18 protein-coding genes are annotated in these 19,741 nt (G+C 59.5%); 6 read left to right on the top strand and 12 right to left on the bottom strand.

The genetic code is table 11. From position 1 onward, the window contains the following. Positions 1-17: 17 nt before the first annotated feature. Complete coding sequence (locus tag HU755_RS08340; RefSeq protein ID WP_186631454.1) at positions 18-1,814, top strand: acyl-CoA dehydrogenase C-terminal domain-containing protein; 1,797 nt, start codon at positions 18-20, stop codon at positions 1,812-1,814. 252 nt (positions 1,815-2,066) lie between these two features. Beyond that, the gene (locus tag HU755_RS08335; protein WP_186631451.1) at positions 2,067-3,845 is read left to right on the top strand and encodes an acyl-CoA dehydrogenase C-terminal domain-containing protein; all 1,779 of its coding nucleotides are present in this window, start codon (positions 2,067-2,069) and stop codon (positions 3,843-3,845) included. Between the two features lie 228 nt (positions 3,846-4,073). Here the strand turns inward: HU755_RS08335 and HU755_RS08330 are convergent, their stop codons facing one another. Continuing rightward, the gene (locus tag HU755_RS08330; protein WP_186631448.1) at positions 4,074-4,988 is read right to left on the bottom strand and encodes a LysR family transcriptional regulator; all 915 of its coding nucleotides are present in this window, start codon (positions 4,986-4,988) and stop codon (positions 4,074-4,076) included. A 169-nt stretch (positions 4,989-5,157) separates the two neighbouring features. On the opposite strand from HU755_RS08330, the gene HU755_RS08325 reads away from it, so the two are divergent. From HU755_RS08325 to HU755_RS08310, 4 genes are all read left to right on the top strand, one after another. After that, complete coding sequence (locus tag HU755_RS08325; protein WP_186631446.1) at positions 5,158-6,441, top strand: aspartate aminotransferase family protein; 1,284 nt, start codon at positions 5,158-5,160, stop codon at positions 6,439-6,441. 249 nt (positions 6,442-6,690) lie between these two features. Further along, positions 6,691-7,062, top strand: a complete 372-nt coding sequence (locus HU755_RS08320; RefSeq protein WP_186621032.1) for a type II toxin-antitoxin system RelE/ParE family toxin — start codon at positions 6,691-6,693, stop codon at positions 7,060-7,062. Beyond that, entirely contained in the window at positions 7,040-7,360 is a 321-nt protein-coding gene (locus HU755_RS08315) for a DNA-binding transcriptional regulator (protein WP_186621031.1), read from the top strand. Before HU755_RS08320 ends, HU755_RS08315 begins: the two co-directional genes overlap by 23 nt. Positions 7,361-7,455: 95 nt before the next feature. After that, positions 7,456-7,614: a YqaE/Pmp3 family membrane protein gene (locus tag HU755_RS08310; protein ID WP_003228885.1), complete on the top strand. Its 159-nt coding sequence runs from the start codon at positions 7,456-7,458 to the stop codon at positions 7,612-7,614. Between the two features lie 110 nt (positions 7,615-7,724). Here HU755_RS08310 and HU755_RS08305 read toward each other — a convergent pair whose 3' ends face one another. From HU755_RS08305 to HU755_RS08255, 11 genes are all read right to left on the bottom strand, one after another. Then, a complete protein-coding gene (locus HU755_RS08305) occupies positions 7,725-9,533 on the bottom strand; it encodes a S9 family peptidase (protein ID WP_186631443.1) in 1,809 nt (602 codons plus the stop codon). Next, entirely contained in the window at positions 9,499-10,659 is a 1,161-nt protein-coding gene (gene pqqE / locus HU755_RS08300) for a pyrroloquinoline quinone biosynthesis protein PqqE (protein ID WP_186631440.1), read from the bottom strand. Before pqqE ends, HU755_RS08305 begins: the two co-directional genes overlap by 35 nt. Continuing rightward, complete coding sequence (gene pqqD / locus HU755_RS08295; RefSeq protein ID WP_186631437.1) at positions 10,631-10,906, bottom strand: pyrroloquinoline quinone biosynthesis peptide chaperone PqqD; 276 nt, start codon at positions 10,904-10,906, stop codon at positions 10,631-10,633. Before pqqD ends, pqqE begins: the two co-directional genes overlap by 29 nt. After that, positions 10,903-11,655, bottom strand: coding sequence for a pyrroloquinoline-quinone synthase PqqC (gene pqqC, locus HU755_RS08290; protein WP_186631434.1), 753 nt, complete (start codon positions 11,653-11,655; stop codon positions 10,903-10,905). The genes pqqD and pqqC overlap by 4 nt, the downstream gene beginning before the upstream one ends. 136 nt (positions 11,656-11,791) lie before the next feature. Continuing rightward, on the bottom strand, positions 11,792-12,703 hold the full coding sequence (pqqB, locus tag HU755_RS08285; RefSeq protein ID WP_186631431.1) for a pyrroloquinoline quinone biosynthesis protein PqqB: 912 nt from the start codon (positions 12,701-12,703) through the stop codon (positions 11,792-11,794). 81 nt (positions 12,704-12,784) lie between these two features. Continuing rightward, complete coding sequence (pqqA, locus tag HU755_RS08280; RefSeq protein ID WP_003444522.1) at positions 12,785-12,859, bottom strand: pyrroloquinoline quinone precursor peptide PqqA; 75 nt, start codon at positions 12,857-12,859, stop codon at positions 12,785-12,787. A gap of 156 nt (positions 12,860-13,015) precedes the next feature. Continuing rightward, entirely contained in the window at positions 13,016-15,427 is a 2,412-nt protein-coding gene (gene pqqF, locus HU755_RS08275; RefSeq protein ID WP_186631428.1) for a pyrroloquinoline quinone biosynthesis protein PqqF, read from the bottom strand. 38 nt (positions 15,428-15,465) lie between these two features. After that, positions 15,466-16,260, bottom strand: a complete 795-nt coding sequence (locus HU755_RS08270; protein WP_186631425.1) for a carbon-nitrogen hydrolase family protein — start codon at positions 16,258-16,260, stop codon at positions 15,466-15,468. Between the two features lie 12 nt (positions 16,261-16,272). Continuing rightward, complete coding sequence (locus HU755_RS08265) at positions 16,273-17,955, bottom strand: NAD(P)/FAD-dependent oxidoreductase (RefSeq protein ID WP_186631422.1); 1,683 nt, start codon at positions 17,953-17,955, stop codon at positions 16,273-16,275. 223 nt (positions 17,956-18,178) lie between these two features. Beyond that, positions 18,179-18,640 carry an Lrp/AsnC family transcriptional regulator gene (locus HU755_RS08260; protein ID WP_186550886.1) on the bottom strand — a complete coding sequence of 154 codons (462 nt, stop codon included), beginning with the start codon at positions 18,638-18,640 and terminating at the stop codon, positions 18,179-18,181. Between the two features lie 245 nt (positions 18,641-18,885). Then, positions 18,886-19,485 (bottom strand): PBECR2 nuclease fold domain-containing protein, encoded by a 600-nt coding sequence (locus HU755_RS08255; protein ID WP_186631419.1) that lies wholly within the window; start codon positions 19,483-19,485, stop codon positions 18,886-18,888. Positions 19,486-19,741 lie beyond the last annotated feature (256 nt).

The raw sequence follows: 19,741 nt of genomic DNA, 5'->3' as shown, positions 1-19,741 counted from the left end.
CTGACGGAGAATCCACCATGCCCGAGTACAAAGCGCCTCTGCGCGACATGCGTTTTCTGATCGACCACGTCTTCGATTTCCACGCCAACTACGCCAATCTGGGCGCGCATGACGCCAGCCCTGACATGATCAGCGCGATCCTCGAAGAGGGCGCGAAGTTCTGCGAGAACGTTCTGGCACCTATCAATCGCAGTGGTGACGAGGAAGGCTGCCATTTCGACAACGGTGTGGTGACGACGCCTACAGGCTTCAAGCAAGCCTTCGCACAATACGTCGAGGGCGGCTGGCACGGCCTGGCCGCTGATCCGACCTACGGCGGTCAGGGCCTGCCGAGTTCGCTGGGGCTGGTGATCAGCGAAATGGTCGGCTCCAGCAATACCTCATGGGGCATGTATCCGGGCCTGACCCATGGCGCGATGTCGGCGATTCACGCCCACGGCACCGCGGAGCAGAAAGACACCTACCTGAGCAAACTCACCGCCGGACAATGGACCGGCACCATGTGCCTGACCGAAGCCCATTGCGGCACCGATCTGGGCATTATCAAAACCCGCGCGGTACCACGGGCCGATGGCAGCTACGCGATCACCGGCAGCAAGATTTTCATCTCGGCCGGCGAACATGATCTGAGTGACAACATCATCCATCTGGTGCTGGCCAAGCTGCCGGATGCGCCGGCAGGAACCAAGGGCATTTCCCTGTTTATCGTGCCGAAATTCTTGCCGGATGCGGCAGGCGAAGCGGGCGAGCGCAACGGCGTTTCCTGTGGCTCGATCGAGCACAAAATGGGTATCAAGGCTTCGGCCACCTGCGTGTTGAATTTCGATGCCGCCACCGGTTATTTGATCGGCGAGCCGAACAAAGGCCTCAACTGCATGTTCACCATGATGAACCACGCGCGGCTCGGCACCGGCATGCAGGGGCTGTGTCTGGGCGAGGCGAGTTTTCAGGGCGCAGTCAGATACGCCAACGACCGCCTGCAGATGCGCTCGCTGACTGGCGCCAAGGCTCCGGATAAACCCGCCGACCCGATCATCGTCCACCCGGACGTGCGCCGGATGTTGCTGACGATGAAAGCTTTCAACGAAGGCAACCGCGCACTGACCTACTTCACTGCGCAAATGCTCGATGTCGCCCATTTAAATGCAGATGCCGAGGCGCGTCAGGACGCTGAAGACCTGTTGGCGTTCCTCACGCCGATCTGCAAGGCGTTCATGACCGACACCGGCCTGGAAGTGACCAACCTCGGCATGCAGATTTTCGGTGGCCACGGTTTCATCCGCGAATGGGGCATGGAGCAACTCGTACGGGATTGCCGCATTGCACCGATCTATGAAGGCGCCAACGGCATTCAGGCACTGGACTTGCTCGGGCGCAAAGTGCTGGGCAGTCAAGGCAAGTTGCTGCGTGGCTTTACCAAAATCGTTCACAAGTTCTGCGCGGCAAATGCCGGACATCCGCAACTGGGCAGCTTCGTTGCGCAGCTTGATACGCTGAATCAGCAGTGGGGCGACCTGACAATGAAGGTCGGCATGGCGGCCATGAAGAATCCGGACGAAGTCGGCGCCGCGTCGGTGGATTACCTCATGTACAGCGGCTACATCATCCTCGGGTATTTGTGGCTGCGCATGGCGCTGGTGGCACAGGTTCAGTTGGAGACAGGCGAGGGGGCGGCGGATTATCTGCGCGGTAAATTGGCGACCTGCGAGTTTTACTTCAAGCGCTTGTTGCCGCGTACGGCTGCGCATCAAGCGGCGATCGAGGCGGGAAGTGATTGCCTGATGACTTTGCCGGCGGAGTCGTTTGCGCTCTGACACCGTTTTGTGTGGCGAGGGAGGTTGAGTGCGCAGCGCTCACTGGTTGGCGGCTGCTACGCATCCGAGCGGCAGCAAGCACCCTCGCCCCAGGTTTCCTTGCAGCACTTCAATGTCGCTCAAAGTTGATGACTAAAAATAACAAATCAGTCACCGGTTGACCCTATGTGTCGCAAAAGTTGTTGGGGTACACTCAGGCTCAACGAAAACATCATTCCACGAACCACCTGTTTAGATCTTGCGAGGTTTGCCATGGCTGACTACAAAGCGCCGCTGCGTGATATGCGCTTCGTCCTCAATGAAGTGTTCGAAGTCGCCAAACTCTGGGCCGAATTGCCGGCGCTGGCCGAGACGGTCGATGCGGAAACCGTTGAAGCGATTCTCGAAGAAGCGGGCAAGGTCACCAGTAAAAGCATCGCGCCTTTAAGCCGCGCCGCTGACGAAGAAGGCTGTCACTGGGCCGACGGCGCCGTCACCACACCGGCCGGTTTCCCACAGGCCTACCAGACCTATGCCGAAGGCGGCTGGGTCGGCGTTGGCGGCGATCCGGCCTACGGCGGCATGGGCATGCCCAAAGCCGTGTCGGCGCAGGTCGAAGAAATGGTCAACTCCGCCAGCCTGGCCTTCGGCCTTTATCCGATGCTGACCGCCGGCGCCTGCCTGTCGATCAACGCCCACGCCAGCGAAGAACTGAAAGCGGCGTACCTGCCAAACATGTATGCCGGCGTCTGGGCCGGTTCCATGTGCCTGACCGAGCCGCACGCCGGCACCGATCTTGGCATCATTCGCACCAAGGCCGAACCTCAGGCTGACGGTTCCTACAAGGTCAGCGGCACCAAAATCTTCATCACCGGCGGCGAACACGACCTCACCGAAAACATCATTCACCTGGTACTGGCCAAGCTGCCGGACGCCCCGGCCGGTCCGAAGGGCATTTCGCTGTTCCTGGTGCCGAAGTTCATGGTCAATGCCGATGGCAGCCTGGGCGCGCGCAACCCGGCCAATTGCGGTTCGATCGAGCACAAGATGGGCATCCAGGCTTCGGCGACCTGCGTGATGAATTTCGACGAAGCGGTCGGTTATCTGGTCGGCGAGCCGAACAAAGGCCTGGCTGCGATGTTCACCATGATGAACTACGAGCGTTTGGGCGTCGGCATTCAGGGCCTGGCAACCGGCGAGCGCTCTTATCAGAACGCCGTCGAATACGCGCGCGACCGTCTGCAAAGCCGTTCGCCGACCGGTGCGCAAAACAAGGACAAAGTCGCTGACCCGATCATCGTCCACCCGGACGTACGGCGCATGCTGTTGACCATGAAAGCCTCGAACGAAGGCGGCCGTGCGTTCTCCACGTATGTGGCGATGCAACTCGACACCGCGAAGTTCAGCGAAGACCCGACCACCCGAAAGCGTGCCGAGGATCTGGTGGCATTGCTGACGCCCGTCGCCAAGGCATTCCTGACCGATCTGGGACTGGAAACCACGGTTCACGGTCAGCAGATCTTTGGCGGCCACGGTTACATCCGCGAGTGGGGCCAGGAGCAACTGGTGCGTGACGTGCGCATCACGCAGATCTACGAAGGCACCAACGGCATCCAGGCGCTGGACCTGGTCGGGCGCAAGATCGTCGGCAGCGGCGGTACGTTCTACAAGCTGTTCGCCGATGAGATCCGCCACTTCACCGCAACCGCCAGTGCCGATCTGGGCGAGTTCACCAAGCCGCTGAACGACGCTGTCGATACCCTCGACGAGCTGACCGCGTGGCTGCTGGACCGGGCGAAAAACAATCCGAACGAAATCGGCGCGGCATCGGTCGAATATTTGCAAGCGTTCGGCTACATCGCCTACGCCTATATGTGGGCGTTGATGGCCAAGGCTGCGCTGGGCAAGGAAACCCAAGACGATTTCTACGCCAGCAAGCTCGGCACCGCGCGCTTCTATTTCGCCCGTCTGCTGCCGCGTATCCACTCCTTGAGCGCGTCGGTAAAGGCTGGTAGCGAATCTCTGTTCCTGCTGGATGCGGCGCAGTTCTGAGCCCGTGCGCGTCATGTAAGCATTTTCTTACATGACGTGCTGCTTTTCTCCCATAGGCGGAGATTGGATCCAGAGCTACTCTACATTTCATGGACGTCGCGCAGGAAGCGCAAAGTAACAACACGGACACGTAGGATTCTGCCAGGGTGGCGGAGTGAAATGGATGTCAGGGAAACAGTCTGCAAAGCCCCGCTTCGGCGGGGTTTTCTTTTATCTGGAAAAAAGTGTTCAGACCCGTGGATCAAGCGCCGGCTTCACTTCGCGGCTCATCACTTCTTCGAGTAACGTGCGCAGCAGTGCCAACGAGGCCTGCTGGCGTTGTACGTCGCGGCACACCAGGCCGACTTGCAGCGGCACCCGTGGCTCGCTCAGCGGTTTCCACAGCAGCGCCTGATCGTCGTACTCTTTTTGCGAGCGTCCCGGCAGCACGGTCGCCAGTTTGGTGTGAGGCAAACTGTCGAGAATCCCCAGCATGTTATTCAGCTCCGCCTGCACTTGCGGGCGGCGCCCGAGGCTGCTCAGTTGCGCCTGCCAGATCTGACGGATCTGGAATTCTTCACCCAGCAACAACATCGGCAGTTCCGCCGCCTGACGCATCGAGACTTTCTTGAATTCGCGCAAAGGATGATCGGCCGGGATGACGAGTGTCAGTTCGTCTTCGTAGAGCTGCACGCCATGCAGACCCGGTTGGCGCGGCGGCAGATAGCTGATGCCGATGTCCAGTGAACCGTTGAGCAAACGCCGCTCGATCTCCAGCCCGGTCAGTTCATAGATTTGCACCACCAGATGCGGCTGCGCCTTGCGCACGCGTTCAAGCATCTGCGGCACGAGGCTGGTGTGCACCGTTTGCAGCACACCGATGGCCAAGGTGCGCAATGCCTGCCCCTTGAAATTGCCCAACGCCTCGCGCGCCCGCTGCAAGCCATCAAGCAGTGGCAACGCGTGGTTGTACAACGTGTGCGCGGCGAGGGTCGGCAAGAGGCGCTTGCTGCTGCGTTCGAACAGACTGACATCGAGGTTTTGTTCGAGTTGGCGGATCTGCTGTGACAGCGCCGGTTGCGAGATCGAGAGGCGTTCTGCGGCGCGGCCGACATGACCTTCCTCGTAGACCGCGACGAAATAACGCAGTTGCTTGAAATCCATAAGTAATGCTTATCGAAAATGCTGGGAAATCGAAATGGCCTGAAGCCGCCCGTGAGCCTAGTCTAACCGCATTCGTAAGGCTTACAGGGCCAGAAAGCGCGATGAATAGCGTTCGCATACCGAGTCTTTACATAGGCAGTTCAAAAAACCTCAAGCGAGGTTTTTATCCATGAATCTGTTCAGTTTGCGGCGTCAGGCGCCGAGTCTTGATGACCTCGCCAGCGAGGTTGCGCAATCGGCAGACAGCGATACGCTGAGCGCCGAGCGGCTGATGCCCAGCGTCGAACGTCCCCGACAGGTCTTCGTTCGCGGGCAGGGCTCCTGGCTGTGGGACAGTCACGACCGTGCCTATCTGGATTTCTCCCAGGCCGGCGGCGCGAACAGCCTTGGCCATAGCCCTTCGGCACTGGTCAAGGCGATCGCCAGCCAGGCTCAGGCGCTGATCAATCCCGGTTTCAATCTGCACAATCGCGGCATGCTCAGCCTGGCCGAACGCCTGTGCGCCAGCACCGCCAGCGATCAGGCGTATCTGCTCAACAGCGGCAGCGAAGCCTGTGAAGCCGCGATCAAACTGGCGCGCAAATGGGGGCAACTGCACCGCGGCGGTGCCTCGCGCATCATCGTCGCGAAGCAAGGTTGCCATGGGCGCAGCCTGGCGACGCTCTCGGCATCGGACAGCGACAATCTGCACAATCGTTTTGCGCCGTTGCTACCGGGTTTCGATCCGGTGCCCTTCAACGACTTGCCGGCGCTGCATGCCGCTGTCGATGCACAGACCGTGGCGATCATGCTTGAGCCGATCCAGAGCGATGCCGGTGTTGTACCGGCGACCGGGCACTACCTCAAAGGCGTCGAGCGACTGTGCCGCGAGTTGGGCATTCTGTTGATACTCGACGAAGTGCAGACCGGCATCGGGCGTTGCGGCACCCTGCTCGCCGAGCAGTCCTATGGCGTACGCGCCGATATCGTCGTGCTCGGCAAAGGCCTGGGCGGCGGTGTGCCGTTGGCGGCACTGTTGGCCCGGGGCAAGGCCTGCTGTTTCGCCGTCGGCGAACTGGGCGGCACGCATCACGGTAACGCACTGATGACCGCGGCCGGCCTGGTGGTGCTCGACAGCGTGCACGACCGTAGCTTCCTCCAGCAGGTCAACGACAACGGCGAGCATCTGCGCGCGGGTTTGGTGCGATTGGCGCAGCGCTACGGCCATGGCGAATTGCGCGGCCAGGGCCTGTTTTATGGACTGACCCTGTCCGAAGACTGCGCCGACGCCGTCGTCCACGCCGCGCTGCACGAAGGCCTGATACTCAGCGCCGCACAAGCCGATTGCCTGCGCTTCACTCCGGCCCTCACCGTCAGCAAAGCCAACATCGATGAAATGCTTCTGCGGTTGGGGCGCGCTTTTTCCCGCGTACGCACGGCACAGCTGCAATGCCGCAAGGGGATAGCCGTCTGAGCTGGCAAGCACTGCCGAACTGAAAGAACCGTCTCGCGGTATAACGCACGCCCCACGCCTGATTCTTTTGGCGTGGGGCGTTTTTTTGTGGCCGGGTTTTGCAGATGGGATTTAGAGCTTGAGAGATTGTGACGCGAATGGTCTTTTAGAAAACGCCAGCAAAGGATGCGGGCGCGGCCCACTCGAAATTGACGAAAAGCTGTTTTGCGATATGTACCACTAGGTGGTATGTTTTTGGAAGGGATACCTATGTCATTCAGGCTGTTCAAGACCAAACGTTTTGCCTTACAGGCCGGCAGGGCATGGATTACCGACGAGGAGTTGCAAGGAGCGTTTCTCCAGATGCTTCAGGGGCAAGCGGACGATCTTGGCGGGGGCGTGTGGAAGAAGCGTTTGAATGCTAACCGTCACCGTTCGATTGTCTTGGCAAAGGGCGGGCATTATTGGATCTATCAGGTACTGTTCGCCAAACAGGATCAGAGCAATATCACCCCAATTGAATTAAGGGATTTACGTAAGTTGGCGAAGGCCTATGCGCAACTGACCGAAGAGCAAATCGGAGATTTGTTGGCGATGAAGGAATTTGTGGAGATATTTCATGAGCAAGAAATTCAAAAGTGAAGTCTTTGAATCGATACACGAATCAGCCGGTGCGTTACTTGCTGTCGGAGCCATTAGCAAGGCAACGATGCGGGAGTTCGATGAGTCCTGTCTGGCATCGGTACCTGCAGCGATCCCGGCCGAGGAAATAAAGGCACTCCGCGAGCGCAACAAAGTCAGCCAACCGGTGTTTGCACGGTATCTGAACACCAGTGCATCGACAGTAAAACAATGGGAGTCGGGTGACAAACATCCCAGCGGAATGGCTCTGAAGTTGCTGAGCATCGTGCAGAAACATGGACTGAAAATTCTGGCTTGAGTCTGGTGCAGCTATTGCAGTGAACCCTGACGAACGGCGCTGGTCGATTAGCTTGTATGGCTCAGGCGAGCCAACCCCCATTCAGGAGCTGCCCCATGGATTTCATTCGCATCATCATCGCTATTCTGTTGCCGCCACTGGGCGTGTTTTTGCAGGTCGGGTTTGGCGGGGCGTTCTGGTTGAACATTTTGCTGACGTTGTGTGGCTACATTCCAGGCATCGTGCATGCGGTGTATATCATCGCCAAGCGTTGAGTCCGGTAGCGTCTATTAGATAGCTTTCGCGAGCAGGCTCGCTCCCACACTGGATCTGTGTTGTATACAAATTCTATGTGGGAGCGAGCCTGCTCGCGAATGAGGCACCGCTAGTTCTGAGCAAGCTCTGATCCCATTACCCGCCGATAAAATGTCCACTCCTGTTCCAGCGCATGCGCCTGATTGGCCGCGCGGCGAAAACCGTGGCGTTCGTCGGGGTAGTAATGCGCCTCGACACCAATACCGTTTTGCTCGAGCGCCGCAACCATATCGCGGGTCTGTTGTGGCACGACCACAGCATCCAGCTCACCTTGAAAGAAAATCACCGGCACGCGAATGTTGTTCGCATGCAACAGCGGGGTGCGGGCGGCGTAGCGTTCGGCGTCCTGCTCGGGATCGCCGATCAGCCAGTCCAGGTAATCGCCTTCGAACTTGTGCGTGGCCCGGGCCAATGCGACCGGGTCGCTGACGCCGTAGAGGCTGGCGCCTGCGCGGAAAATCTGCCTGAACGCCAGTGCGCACAAGGTCGTATAGCCGCCTGCGCTGCCACCGCGAATGAACGCGCAGTTGCCGTCGATCAAACCCTGTTCGGCCAGGTAGCCGACCACCGCGCAAGCATCCTCGACATCCACCTCGCCCCAGCGCAGGTGCAACGCTTGACGGTACTCGCGGCCATAGCCGCTGCTGCCGCGATAGTTGAGGTCGGCGACGGCGAAGCCACGTTGTGTCCAGTACTGAATGCGCGGATCGAGTATCGGGTAGCAGGCCGACGTCGGGCCGCCGTGGATGAACACCACCAGCGGCGGTTTTGGCTCATCGCCCATGGCCGGATAAAAGAAGCCGTGCGCCTCACCCGAACCGCTGGGATAGCGCAAGGTTTGCGGGCGGCTGATGCGTTCGTCGGGCAATGGAGCCACGCCACCCGCCAAAACGTTCACTGCGCCCGTCGCTCGATCAATGGCAATCACCGCAGAAGGGCTGAGCGGTGACGCGGCGATGCAGTAGATGAACTGCTCATCCAGCGCCAGATGGCGGAAGCGGCTGTAATCGCCGGTGAAGTCTTGATTGCCGAGAGTCAAACGCCCAAAGCCGCCTTCGCTCCAACTGGCTAACACGCGATCGCCGACAGGTAACCAGGTGCAACCGCCCAGTTGCCACGGCGCGGGTGCATGGTCGGCTGTGGCACTGGACAGCGCTTGCAGCCCGTCGCACGTTTCGCCCCACGGTTGCCAGAATCCGCCACGATCGGTCAGGCAATACAAACGGCCATGGGCGTCAAAACGCGGCTGCTGGATCGACTCTTCCATCGGGTCGCCGGCGACACAGCGAGGCACGGAAAAATCACCGTCAGCGATCATCAGGCGTGTCGAGGTCCACGGCTGATGCGGCCGGCTCCACTCGACCCATGCCAGACGCTGGCCATCCGGGCTGAGCGTCGGCGCCGCATAAAAATCGGCGCCCTCGGCCAGGACCTGCCGTGCGCCGCTCACCAAATCGATTGCCACCAGGCGATGCTGATCCTGCTGCTCCTCGACCGCCAGGATCCAACCATTGGCGAAATGCAGATCGCCATAACGGCAATCAGCCGAAGTCAACGCTTGCGGCTCACTCTCCAGCGTCTGCCGATACAGCTGTTGATCCGCTTCATTGACGAAAACAACACCGTCAGGCGTCAGACAAAACGCTCCACCGCCGTATTCGTACACACGGCTGCGTACGCTGAAACCATCGGGTGTCAGACGTTTCGCCACGCCGTCGCGCCAATGCCAGATGCGACAGGCCGCATCTTCGGGGCGATATTCATTCCAGAACAAGCCGTGGGCGCCGAGCTGCAATTCGGCGAAGTCGGTCCCGGCGGCGACGGCTTGGGCGGCGCTGAAAGGCTCAGCCCTTGGCGATGAGGCGCGAGTTTCGTTCATTGCGAAAGGCCAGTTGTTCAATGGTTTGAGTGGCGTGCTCGGCTTCTTCGCGGGCCTTGAGAATCACGCCATGATGTTCCGACTTGCTGCACACCGGGTCGGCATTGCTGGCATCGCCGGTGAGCATGAAGGCCTGGCAGCGGCAGCCGCCAAAGTCTTTTTCTTTCTCGTCACAAGAGCGGCAGGGCTCGGGCATCCAGTCGTAACCGCGAAAGCGGTTGAAGCCGAACGAGTCGTACCAGATGTGTTGCATGCTGTGATCGCGCACGTTGGGAAACTGCACCGGCAACTGACGGGCGCCATGGCAGGGCAGGGCGGTGCCGTCCGGGGTCACGGTCAGGAAAATACTGCCCCAGCCGTTCATGCAGGCTTTCGGGCGTTCTTCGTAGTAGTCCGGAGTGACGAAAATCAGCTTGCACGGATGCCCTTCGGCTTCCAGTTTCGCCCGGTATTCGTTGGTGATGCGTTCGGCGCGGACCAATTGTTCCTGAGTCGGCAACAGGCCGACACGATTGAGCTGTGCCCAGCCGTAGAACTGGCAGGTGGCGAGTTCGACGAAGTCGGCTTCCAGCGCAATGCACAGCTCGATGATGCGGTCGATCTTGTCGATGTTGTGCCGATGGGTGACGAAGTTCAGCACCATCGGATAGCCGTGGGCCTTTACCGCCCGGGCCATTTCCAGCTTCTGCGCGAAGGCTTTTTTCGAGCCGGCGAGCAGGTTGTTCACTTGCTCGTCACTGGCCTGGAAGCTGATCTGTATGTGATCGAGCCCGGCCTTTTTGAAATCGCTGATTTTCTGCTCGGTCAGACCGATGCCAGAGGTGATCAGGTTGGTGTAGAAACCCAACTGCCGCGCTTCGCGAATCAGCTCGGCGAGGTCCTGACGTACCAGCGGTTCGCCACCGGAAAAGCCCAGTTGCGCGGCGCCCATTTCCCGCGCTTCGCGAAAGACCTTGATCCACTGTTCGGTCGTCAGCTCTTTGCCCTGCTCGGCGAAATCCAGTGGATTGGAGCAGTAGGGGCATTGCAACGGGCAGCGATAAGTCAGCTCGGCGAGCAGCCACAGCGGCAGGCCGACTTCAGGTTTTGCCGGCAGATCAGTCAAGGGTGATCCAGTGCTCTGCACGGGCAACCTCCATGAATTGCTCGATGTCATCACCAAGCTCAGGCACGTCGGGGAACTGCTCTTCGAGCTTGGCGATGACCGCGGCAACATCGCGTTCGCCATCAATCAAGCCACCGATCAGCGCGGCGCTGTCGTTCAGTTTGATCATGCCCTCCGGATACAACAGCACATGACCTTTCTGCGCCGGCTCGTACTGGAAGCGGTAGCCGGGACGCCAGCTCGGCACTTTGCTGCGGTCGAAACTCATAAGGTGATTCCTTTATGCCAGACCCGTTGTTCGGTCACGCTGTGATACGGCGGACGGTTCAGTTCGTAGGCCATGCTCATGGCATCGAGCATGCTCCAAAGGATGTCCAGTTTGAACTGTAGAATTTCCAGCATGCGCTCCTGGCCTTCGCGGGTCTTGTAGTGTTCCAGCGTGATCGCCAGACCATGCTCGACGTCACGGCGCGCCTGACCGAGGCGGGTGCGGAAATATTCGTAGCCGGCCGGGTCGATCCACGGGTAATGCTGCGGCCAACTGTCGAGGCGCGATTGGTGGATCTGCGGCGCGAACAGCTCGGTCAGCGAGCTGCTGGCGGCTTCCTGCCAACTGGCGCGGCGGGCGAAGTTGACGTAGGCATCGACGGCGAATCGCACGCCGGGCAGCACCAGTGCCTGAGAGCGCAACTGGTCCGGATCGAGGCCAACGGCCTGGCCCAGACGCAGCCAGGCTTCGATACCGCCGTCTTCACCGGGCGCGCCGTCGTGGTCGAGCAAGCGCTGAATCCACTCGCGGCGGATTTCCCGATCCGGGCAGTTGGCGAGAATCGCCGCGTCTTTCAGGGGGATGTTCACCTGATAGTAGAAACGGTTGGCGACCCAGCCCTGAATCTGCTCGCGGGTCGCCCGGCCTTCGTACATCGCCACGTGGTAGGGGTGGTAGATGTGGTAATAGGCGCCTTTGGCGCGCAGGGCCGCTTCGAATTCGGCGGGGGACAGCGGGGTGTCGGTCATTGCGGTTCTCCGGGGAACAACCGTTGAAATCTTGGGTGTCTATTCGGACGTCTTCGCGAGCAAGCCCGCTCCCACAGGGGGTGTGTACGCCACAGATCCAATGTGGGAGCGAGGCTGCTCGCGAAGGGGTCATGCGCTACAGCACAATACTCATGCCATCAAACGCCACCTCAACATTACGCCGAGCCAGCTCCGCACGCTCCGGCGAATCCTCGTCAAGAATCGGGTTGGTGTTGTTGATGTGGATAAGCACCTTGCGCTGTTCAGGCAATTGCTCCAGCACTTCGAGCATGCCGCCGGGGCCGTTCTGCGCCAGGTGGCCCATTTCGCGACCGGTGCGGGTGCCGACGCCACGGCGCTGCATTTCGTCGTCGTCCCACAGCGTGCCGTCGACCAACAGGCAATCGCTGCCCGCCATGGTTTCCAGCAGCGGCGCATCGACCTTGCCCAATCCCGGCGCGTAGAACAGCTTGCCACCTGTGTTGAGGTCTTCGACGATCAAACCGATGTTGTCACCCGGATGCGGATCGAAACGGTGCGGCGAATACGGCGGTGCGGCGCTGCGCAGCGGCAGCGGCGTGAAGCGCAGGTTCGGGCAGGCCGCGACGGTGAAGCTCTGATCGAGTTCGATACGGTTCCAGTTCAAACCGCCGTTCCAGTGCGTGAGCATCTTGAACAGGGGGAAACCGGTGCTCAGGTCTTCGTGGACCATGTCTGTGCACCAGACCTGATGCGGGCAGCCTTCGCGCAGGCTGAGCAGGCCGGTGGTGTGGTCGATCTGGCTGTCCATCAGGATGATCGCGCTGATGCCGGTGTCACGCAGGGCGCGGCCCGGTTGCATCGGGGCAAAGCTTTGCAGTTGCGCGCGGATGTCCGGCGAGGCGTTGCACAGCACCCAGTTCACACCGTCATCGGAAAGGGCGATGGACGATTGGGTGCGGGCCTTGGCATTCAGGCTGCCGTCGCGAAAGCCTGCGCAGTTGACGCAGTTGCAGTTCCACTGCGGAAAACCGCCACCGGCGGCCGAACCCAGAATCTGGACGAACATGAACGCTCCATCATTTCAACGCGGAAAATAAAACGCCCCGGCGAGCCGAGGCGTTGCACTGCAATTCTACGTAAGCAGAACTCAGCGGCTGGCGAAGTACATGGTGACTTCGAAGCCGATACGCAGGTCGGTGTAAGCAGGTTTGGTCCAGGCCATGAGGTGTCTCCTTCTGTGGGTTGGGATAGCGCTATCCATAGGTATAGTCCACGGCAGCGCGACGATGTTCCAATTAGTTAGGCGGCTATGTTACTCAAAATTTCAGCGCGATGACCCCTGAATCTTTGAGAAAGCTCTTTGCGGCCTCGGTAATGATCAGTTTGCCGCTTGCCACGGCGCGTCCGGCATCGATTCATTGGCCAGGCAATGCCAACCGCCCTCGGCATTGATCAGACGTTGCGCAGCATCGAGCAAAGCCTGGCGATTCAGCTGCTGGATCGCCGCGACCAACTGCTCACGGTAATCCGACGAATGGCCAGCGAGTTTGCCCTGCCACAGCAACTCGGCAGCATCCTTAGGGGAAAGCGTGGCGTCGTCGAACTGATCGGCGAGGCTTTGGCGCTGCTGCTTGAGGCTTGCTTCATCGAGCGTTTCGATCAACGCGGGAATGCCGTTGAAAAACTCCTGAATGTATTCGAGGAACTTGCCCGCCGCAGTCGTCGGCGATTGCACGCCAAAGACAATCGCAGTCTTGCCGTACAACTGGCGCAGCGCGCTGAATACGGCGTAACCCAATTGCAGTTCGACACGCAGGCGCTGATAAAAAGGCGTCTGGCACAACTGAGCCAGAAGGCGCCATGCTGCTTCATCAGCGATGTCGCGGCTGGCAGTCGGGCAGATCAGCAGCAAGGCGTGTTCGCTGGAGGCCGTGTTGATCTGGCTCCATTGGTACTGGCCTTGGGTGATCGGTGTCACCGGTAGCTGAGTGTCCGGCGTGCCGGGAATGCGGCTCAGCGCCAGACCCATGGCTGACTGGGTCTGTTGATTTTGCCCTAGAGCGAGGCCGTCCCAGCGCGAAGTTGTCCACAGCTGATTGGCGTCATCGCTGGTTTCAGTCGTGGGCAGGCATTTTTCCGGCAACGCTTCGAGTAGTTGGCGGATCGGCATCGACGGTATCTGTAGCTCATCGCGCGGCGAAACGGCTTCGATCATCGTCAGACATTTCAGCGCATGCTCAAGGATGCTAGGCATCGGTTCCTGAAGTCCGGTCATCTTCAGCAGCCATTGGTTACCTGCGGCGCTGAAAGACAACTCCACGCCGGCTTCGGACGCGTCTTGCCGGGTTTGCTGCAGACTGCGCTGTAATCTTGAACGCAGATCGACGCTGGCTGCCGCCTCGACCTGCCAACGCAGATAAATCGCGCCTTCATCGCCGCAGTCCGGCAGCGTCTGGCTGAACTGCATAGGCGACCGTTCGCGACGGCTGCGCGAGCGATCCTGGGCGAAGGTGCGCAGGCCACGGTGGGCGCTGGTCTGGCCGCGAATCAGCCCGGCGTTGGCCAGCGGTTCACTGGCGCGCAAGAAAGGATTGGCTGCGGGCAGGTGCCACTGATCGCTGAAGTTATCCACAACGCCGATTTCCCGCAGGATGCGCTCAAGCGCGGCGGCAGCCGATTCGGACAGGCCGAATGCATGCTGCTCGACGTCGATTCGCGCCAGTTGCAACGCGCCGCGGACTTGCTGCTGGCGCTGAAGCAGGGCGGCGTATTCCTCGCGCAACGGCGTCCAGTCCTGACGGGCGAAGAAGCTCAGCCAATCCAGCAGCTGTTCGTGAATGGCGTTCAAGTGCTCGCCGTCGGCATGGAATTGAAGATGCAGCAGCGCTTGCCCGGCAAACTGGTAGATCGGCGTGGCTTTCAAACCATCGGCCAGTTTTTGCTGGCGCAAATGCGCGAGCAATCCACCGGTTTTGGCGCTGTTCAACCAATGGCAGAGAAAGGCCATCGCCTCGGCGGATGACTGGGGCAAAGCCTCGAAAGCGAATAACAGGTTCGCGTGAGCGCCAACCTGTTGATAACTTTTCACCGTCAGCGGTGGCGGTGCGGCCTGGGCCACTTTATCCCCAACCGGCAACACCGCTGCGAATTGCCGCGCCAACTCCCGCAATTCATCAATACTCTGCGGACCGACCAGACTGAGGCTCATTTGCCCGGTTCGATAAAACCGCTGATGGAAATCTTTCAGCGCCGACTGAAACCCAGGCGATTCGACCTGCAAGCTGTCCCGATTGCCCGCATGAAAACCGCGCAACGGATGCTCCGCTGGTAAACCTTCATACAAGGCAAACTGCTGTTGCGCTGTCGGATCCTGCGACCAGGCGACGAATTCGGCCTGCAGCACTTCCCGTTCACGCACTTGATCGTCCAGATTCATACGTGGCCGGGCGAGCATGTCTGACAGACGCTCGAGCCCCGCGCTGAGGGACGACACAGGCAACTCGAAGAAAAAATCCGTGGTGCGTTCGCGGGTGCTGGCATTCACCTGCCCGCCGTGACGTTGCACGTAGGCCATCAGCCCTTCGTCTGTGGGAAAACGCTCGGTGCCGAGGAACAGCAAGTGCTCAAGAAAATGCGCCAGCCCCGGCCATGCCAGCGACACGTCGTGACTGCCAGCGGCCACCCGCAATGCGGCGGCACTGCGCTTGAGGCCCGGCACATGGCGCAGGGTCACGCGCAGGCCGTTGGCCAGGGTTTCAATGTGGGGGCGGGGGTGAGTCGGCGCAGGCATGGGCACTTCCAGAACAGTGAAGTGCTCATGCTAGCGGATTAGCGCCGGTTGAGCGCGCCGTAAAGCTCTGGACGGCGGTCGCTGAGATAGCGGTTGGCCTGGCGTGAGTCGTTCATCAGTTGTCGGTCCAGTTCGCCAACGATCAACGCTTCGTCCAGACCTGCCAGAGCGATACGGCTGCCGTCCGGCGCGGCGAGGCTGCTTTGCCCGCAGTACTGAATATCGCCTTCATGCCCGCAGTAATTGGCGTAAGCCACATAGCAATGGTTTTCGAAGGCGCGGGCACGCACGGTGACATCGGCGACGAAGTCGAACGGAATCATGTTTGCCGTCGGCACCACAATCAGCTCGGCGCCGGCCAAGGCCAGACGACGAGTGTTTTCCGGAAATTCCAGGTCGTAGCAGATCAGGAATCCGAGCTTCCAGCCGTTCAGTTCAACCACCGGCAACTCCGCATCGCCAGGGCTGAACATAGACCGGTCGAGGTCGCCGAACAGATGCGATTTGCGGTAGTTGCACAGCCGCTCGCCGTGCGCGTCGATCAGTTGCACAGCGTTGTAAATCTGCCCGTCAGCGGTGCGCTCGGGGTAACCGTAAACGATCGCCAGGCCGGCAGCCTTGGCGATCCGGCCGATCTGCTGCGCCCATTCACCGTTGTAGACCTCGGCCAGGGTGCTGACCGCTTCGGCGCCGATGTTGTAGCCGGTCATGAACATCTCCGGCAGCACCAGCAGATCAGCGCCTTTGGCCTCCATCGCCACTTGATGCAGGCGATGCAGGTTGGCGACGGGGTCGAGTGGTAACGGCGGACATTGGTAAACGGCTACACGCATCAGGGATTCCTCTTACTCGGGCAGGGCGATAGGGCCGATGTCTTTGAACACATCACCCGGGCCGGGGTTCTCTTTATGTGTGGACCCGCCGAAGTGGTTCATGATTCCCCATACCGCATTGAGCGAAGTCTGCACCGCGCCTTCGACCCATGCCGGTGTCCATGACACATCGTCGCCGGCGATGAAAATCCCGCGCTGCTCGGCCGGCATCTCGTCCTGCATGAAGTGCGCGTACATGCGCTGGTTGTAGCGGTAATGGCCCGGCAGCGCGCCTTTGAAGGCACCGAGGAAATACGGATCGGCCTCCCAGGACACGGTGATCGGATCGCCGATGATGCGCGCGGCGATGTCGACTTTCGGGTAGATCTTTTTCAACGCGTTCAACGCCAGCTCAACGCGTTTTTCCACCGGATGCGGGAGCATTTTCAACGCGTCGCTCATCCATGAATACGACAGGCAAATCACCCCCGGCTTGTCGTCGCCGTTGTCGAACAGGTAGGTGCCACGGGTCAGACGATCGGTGAGGGTCATGCTCATCAGGTCGCGGCCGGTCTCGGGGTCCTTGTCCTTCCAGAACGGCCGGTCGACCATCACGAAAGTCTTCGACGACTGCATGTAGCGCGTGCGGTCGAGAGCCATCCACATCTTCTGCGAGAACAGGGTTTCGTCGCATTCGATCTGCGTGGTCAGCAGCCAGCTCTGGCAGGTGGTCAGCACGGCGGCGTATTCGCGGGTGTCACCGTTGTTGTCGGTAACGGCGAAGCGGCCACCCGGGGCATGAGCAATTTTTTTCACACCGGAACGCGGTGCGCCACGGTGCAGGGATTTCAGGCTGGTGCCCGCGGGCCAATGCACGCAGCGCTCCGGCACATGCCGCCAGATGCCTTGTGGCACCTGCTCGACACCGCCGACCACCAGGTGTTGGTGATCGTCGCAGTTGGTCATCACTACGCGGAAAATTTCCAGCATGGAGTTGGGAAAGTCAGAATCCCAGCCGCCGGTGCCGAAGCCCACTTGGCCGAACACTTCACGGTGCTGGAACGACAATTTGGCGAAGGCTTTCGAGGTCGCGACGAAGTCGTAAAAGGTCCGGTCGTCCCACAGCGGCACGAGCTTGTTCCACAGTTCCTTCAGGCGCGGCACATCGCGGTCGCGAATGGCTTGCTGGATATCGGAGAACTGCGAACCGGCTTCCAACGCATCCGCCCAAGCGTCTGCCACTTCCTGAAACAATGCTGGAAGATCCTTCAGGCTTTCTGCGTAATAGGTCTCGCCTTCCAGGTCGATCACGGTGCTGCCTGAGGCACCCGTCAGCGGGTTCGGGAAAGGTTTGGTTTCCAGACCGAGCTTGTCGACGTAGTGATAGAACGCCGTGGAAGACACCGGGAAACGCATGCCGCCGAGTTCCGCGACGATGGCGTCGGTGCCGTTGAAGGCTTGCGAGCGCAGACGGCCGCCGAGCTTCGATGCCTCGTACACCACCGGCTTCAAACCGAGTTTCATCAGTTCATACGCAGCCACCAGACCGGCAATGCCCGCGCCGACAATTGCCACTTCGGCGCCATGGTTATGCTCAGGAATACTGCCCAGGCCGGCGGGGTGCTCGATCCAGTCGTCAAACGCGAAAGGAAAGTCCGGGCCGAAAATCGTGACTGGTTTCTTGCCGTCTGCAGGATGGCGATTGTTCTTGTTCATTGGCTGACCTTACTGGCGACCCGACGCAGGATTCGCGTCTGAGTATAGGAAAAGATGCCAGCCATTCTAGGGAGGGTAGAACACGTTAATAAGGCGCAAAGTGTCGTCGTTTTGCCAGCCAATCAATCAAAGTGACGATCGATGACTACAGACCGACCAGATTGTAGGCGCGAGCCTGCTCGCGAAGAGGTCCTGTCACCCACCCGGGAGTCCTGCCAATATCTTAAACCGGCTGTCCCCGATCAATCTTGCTACTTAAAATAATCGAAGTCGTGGTTTTCTCCACCCCATCGACACTGCCAATCTGGTCCAGCAACTGATCGAGCTGCTCCGGCGAATCCGTCCGTAGCCAAGCCACATAATCAAACTCGCCACTCACCGCACAGAGCTGTTGCACCTGCGCCATCGCACTCAAGCGCCGCAGCACTTCCTTGCCGGAGCGCGGCTGCACCTTGATCCCGACGTATGCCTGCAAGCCGCCGTCGACCACGCGCTGGCCGAGGCGTACGCCGTAACCGGTAATCACTTTGGCTTTTTCCAGGCGTGCCAGACGCGAAGTGACGGTGGTGCGAGCAATCCCCAGTTGCCGAGCGAGCATGGCCACGCTTTCGCGGGCATTGATCTGCAGAGCGGCGATCAACTGGCGGTCGATTTCGTCGAGGATGGGGGGGCGGGTGTCTGGCAAGGGAAGCTCCATAAGCGTTGGGTCGGAACGGGGCGCACTTTACAGGCAAACGACGATAGGCTTTTGAGCGATAACAAAGTGGCTATGTGTGGCTCCGCTGAAACAAATGTTCTGACAATTGATTTGACTTGTCTGCCCTGTTTCCCAAGAATGCCAACAAGAGCGCGAAATCTGTTGCCTTGCAGGGCGATAGCAGACGTAGGTACCTCAGCGATGCTGCAACATCGGTGTCAGGTGAGACCTCTTCATCCCATTTCCTGGGGATGCAAATATCGGGATTTAGATGTTATGGGCGGCCCGATGGCTGCCCTTTTTTTGTCCGTAAGAATGTACCGCTTATACAAAAGCAGGCCTTTTCGATGCCTGTTCATCGCTCTCGCCGGAGCGTGCATGAAATTCCATAAAACGTGTCCATTGCGAATGTCCACAACCACAAGCATGTCGTTTTTTGCCTCATAGGCATTGATGAATGCCATTCGATGTCCGCCGTTATCGTAACGAATTCTCCATATTTCAAAGGGACCCGTTAAGGTATCGATAGCGTGTCGAACATAGCGCTCGCGGGAATCCGGGCGTTTCTCAACGATGTGGGCCAGTTTTTCTCTCGCAACCGCAACGTTTCCAATAGGCGTCAGGATGGTGACGGCCATGACTGATTCATCAATGAATCCGAAGTATTCAAGGAGTATTCCCAAGGCACCCGCGGCATCGTCAGCCCTCTTTATTTCCTCGATTGCGGCTGATCGAAGTTCTTTCGAGAGCGTTCGCAAGTCGGGTAAAGCAAGATCGGTCCAAGTTGCTTGGCCGGCTGCTTCCTTTGTTGTTGGAGCAGCATTTGTGAGCATGGAAACAATCCTGGGCGGCGATGGCGTCCGGAGATTACTAGCTCGCAGGAGAACCTAACAACGCTGCAAACGTGCCAGAAACATCACTTCAGAATCTTCCTACAGATATCGCAGCTGTCTTCCGAGCGTCGCGATTAGCAAGACTGAGAAATTAAACGCCAAAAAAAACCGCGCATTCACAGACTGTGTGAAAACGCAATCTGCCCCGGTTAAATACAAATGCCCCGACTTGTCGGGGCATTTGTATTTCTGAAAA

The organism is Pseudomonas sp. SWRI111, assembly GCF_014268555.1.
Classification (GTDB): domain Bacteria; phylum Pseudomonadota; class Gammaproteobacteria; order Pseudomonadales; family Pseudomonadaceae; genus Aquipseudomonas; species Aquipseudomonas hamedanensis.
The sequence above is the reverse complement of the archived record's forward strand: the minus strand, read 5'-3'. Positions and strand labels throughout refer to the sequence as shown.

Bases quoted from the DNA above. Each gene is read 5' to 3' on its own strand.
- pqqC (WP_186631434.1), bottom strand. From the start codon at position 11,655: ATGACCGACACCCCGCTGTCCCCCGCCGAATTCGAAGCGGCCCTGCGC.
- HU755_RS08325 (WP_186631446.1), top strand. From the start codon at position 5,158: ATGAATCTGTTCAGTTTGCGGCGTCAGGCGCCGAGTCTTGATGACCTC.
- HU755_RS08310 (WP_003228885.1), top strand. From the start codon at position 7,456: ATGGATTTCATTCGCATCATCATCGCTATTCTGTTGCCGCCACTGGGC.
- HU755_RS08330 (WP_186631448.1), bottom strand. From the start codon at position 4,988: ATGGATTTCAAGCAACTGCGTTATTTCGTCGCGGTCTACGAGGAAGGT.
- HU755_RS08315 (WP_186621031.1), top strand. From the start codon at position 7,040: ATGAGCAAGAAATTCAAAAGTGAAGTCTTTGAATCGATACACGAATCA.
- pqqD (WP_186631437.1), bottom strand. From the start codon at position 10,906: ATGAGTTTCGACCGCAGCAAAGTGCCGAGCTGGCGTCCCGGCTACCGC.
- HU755_RS08255 (WP_186631419.1), bottom strand. From the start codon at position 19,485: ATGCTCACAAATGCTGCTCCAACAACAAAGGAAGCAGCCGGCCAAGCA.
- pqqB (WP_186631431.1), bottom strand. From the start codon at position 12,703: ATGTTCGTCCAGATTCTGGGTTCGGCCGCCGGTGGCGGTTTTCCGCAG.
- pqqF (WP_186631428.1), bottom strand. From the start codon at position 15,427: ATGCCTGCGCCGACTCACCCCCGCCCCCACATTGAAACCCTGGCCAAC.
- HU755_RS08320 (WP_186621032.1), top strand. From the start codon at position 6,691: ATGTCATTCAGGCTGTTCAAGACCAAACGTTTTGCCTTACAGGCCGGC.
- HU755_RS08305 (WP_186631443.1), bottom strand. From the start codon at position 9,533: ATGAACGAAACTCGCGCCTCATCGCCAAGGGCTGAGCCTTTCAGCGCC.
- HU755_RS08335 (WP_186631451.1), top strand. From the start codon at position 2,067: ATGGCTGACTACAAAGCGCCGCTGCGTGATATGCGCTTCGTCCTCAAT.
- HU755_RS08270 (WP_186631425.1), bottom strand. From the start codon at position 16,260: ATGCGTGTAGCCGTTTACCAATGTCCGCCGTTACCACTCGACCCCGTC.
- HU755_RS08340 (WP_186631454.1), top strand. From the start codon at position 18: ATGCCCGAGTACAAAGCGCCTCTGCGCGACATGCGTTTTCTGATCGAC.
- HU755_RS08265 (WP_186631422.1), bottom strand. From the start codon at position 17,955: ATGAACAAGAACAATCGCCATCCTGCAGACGGCAAGAAACCAGTCACG.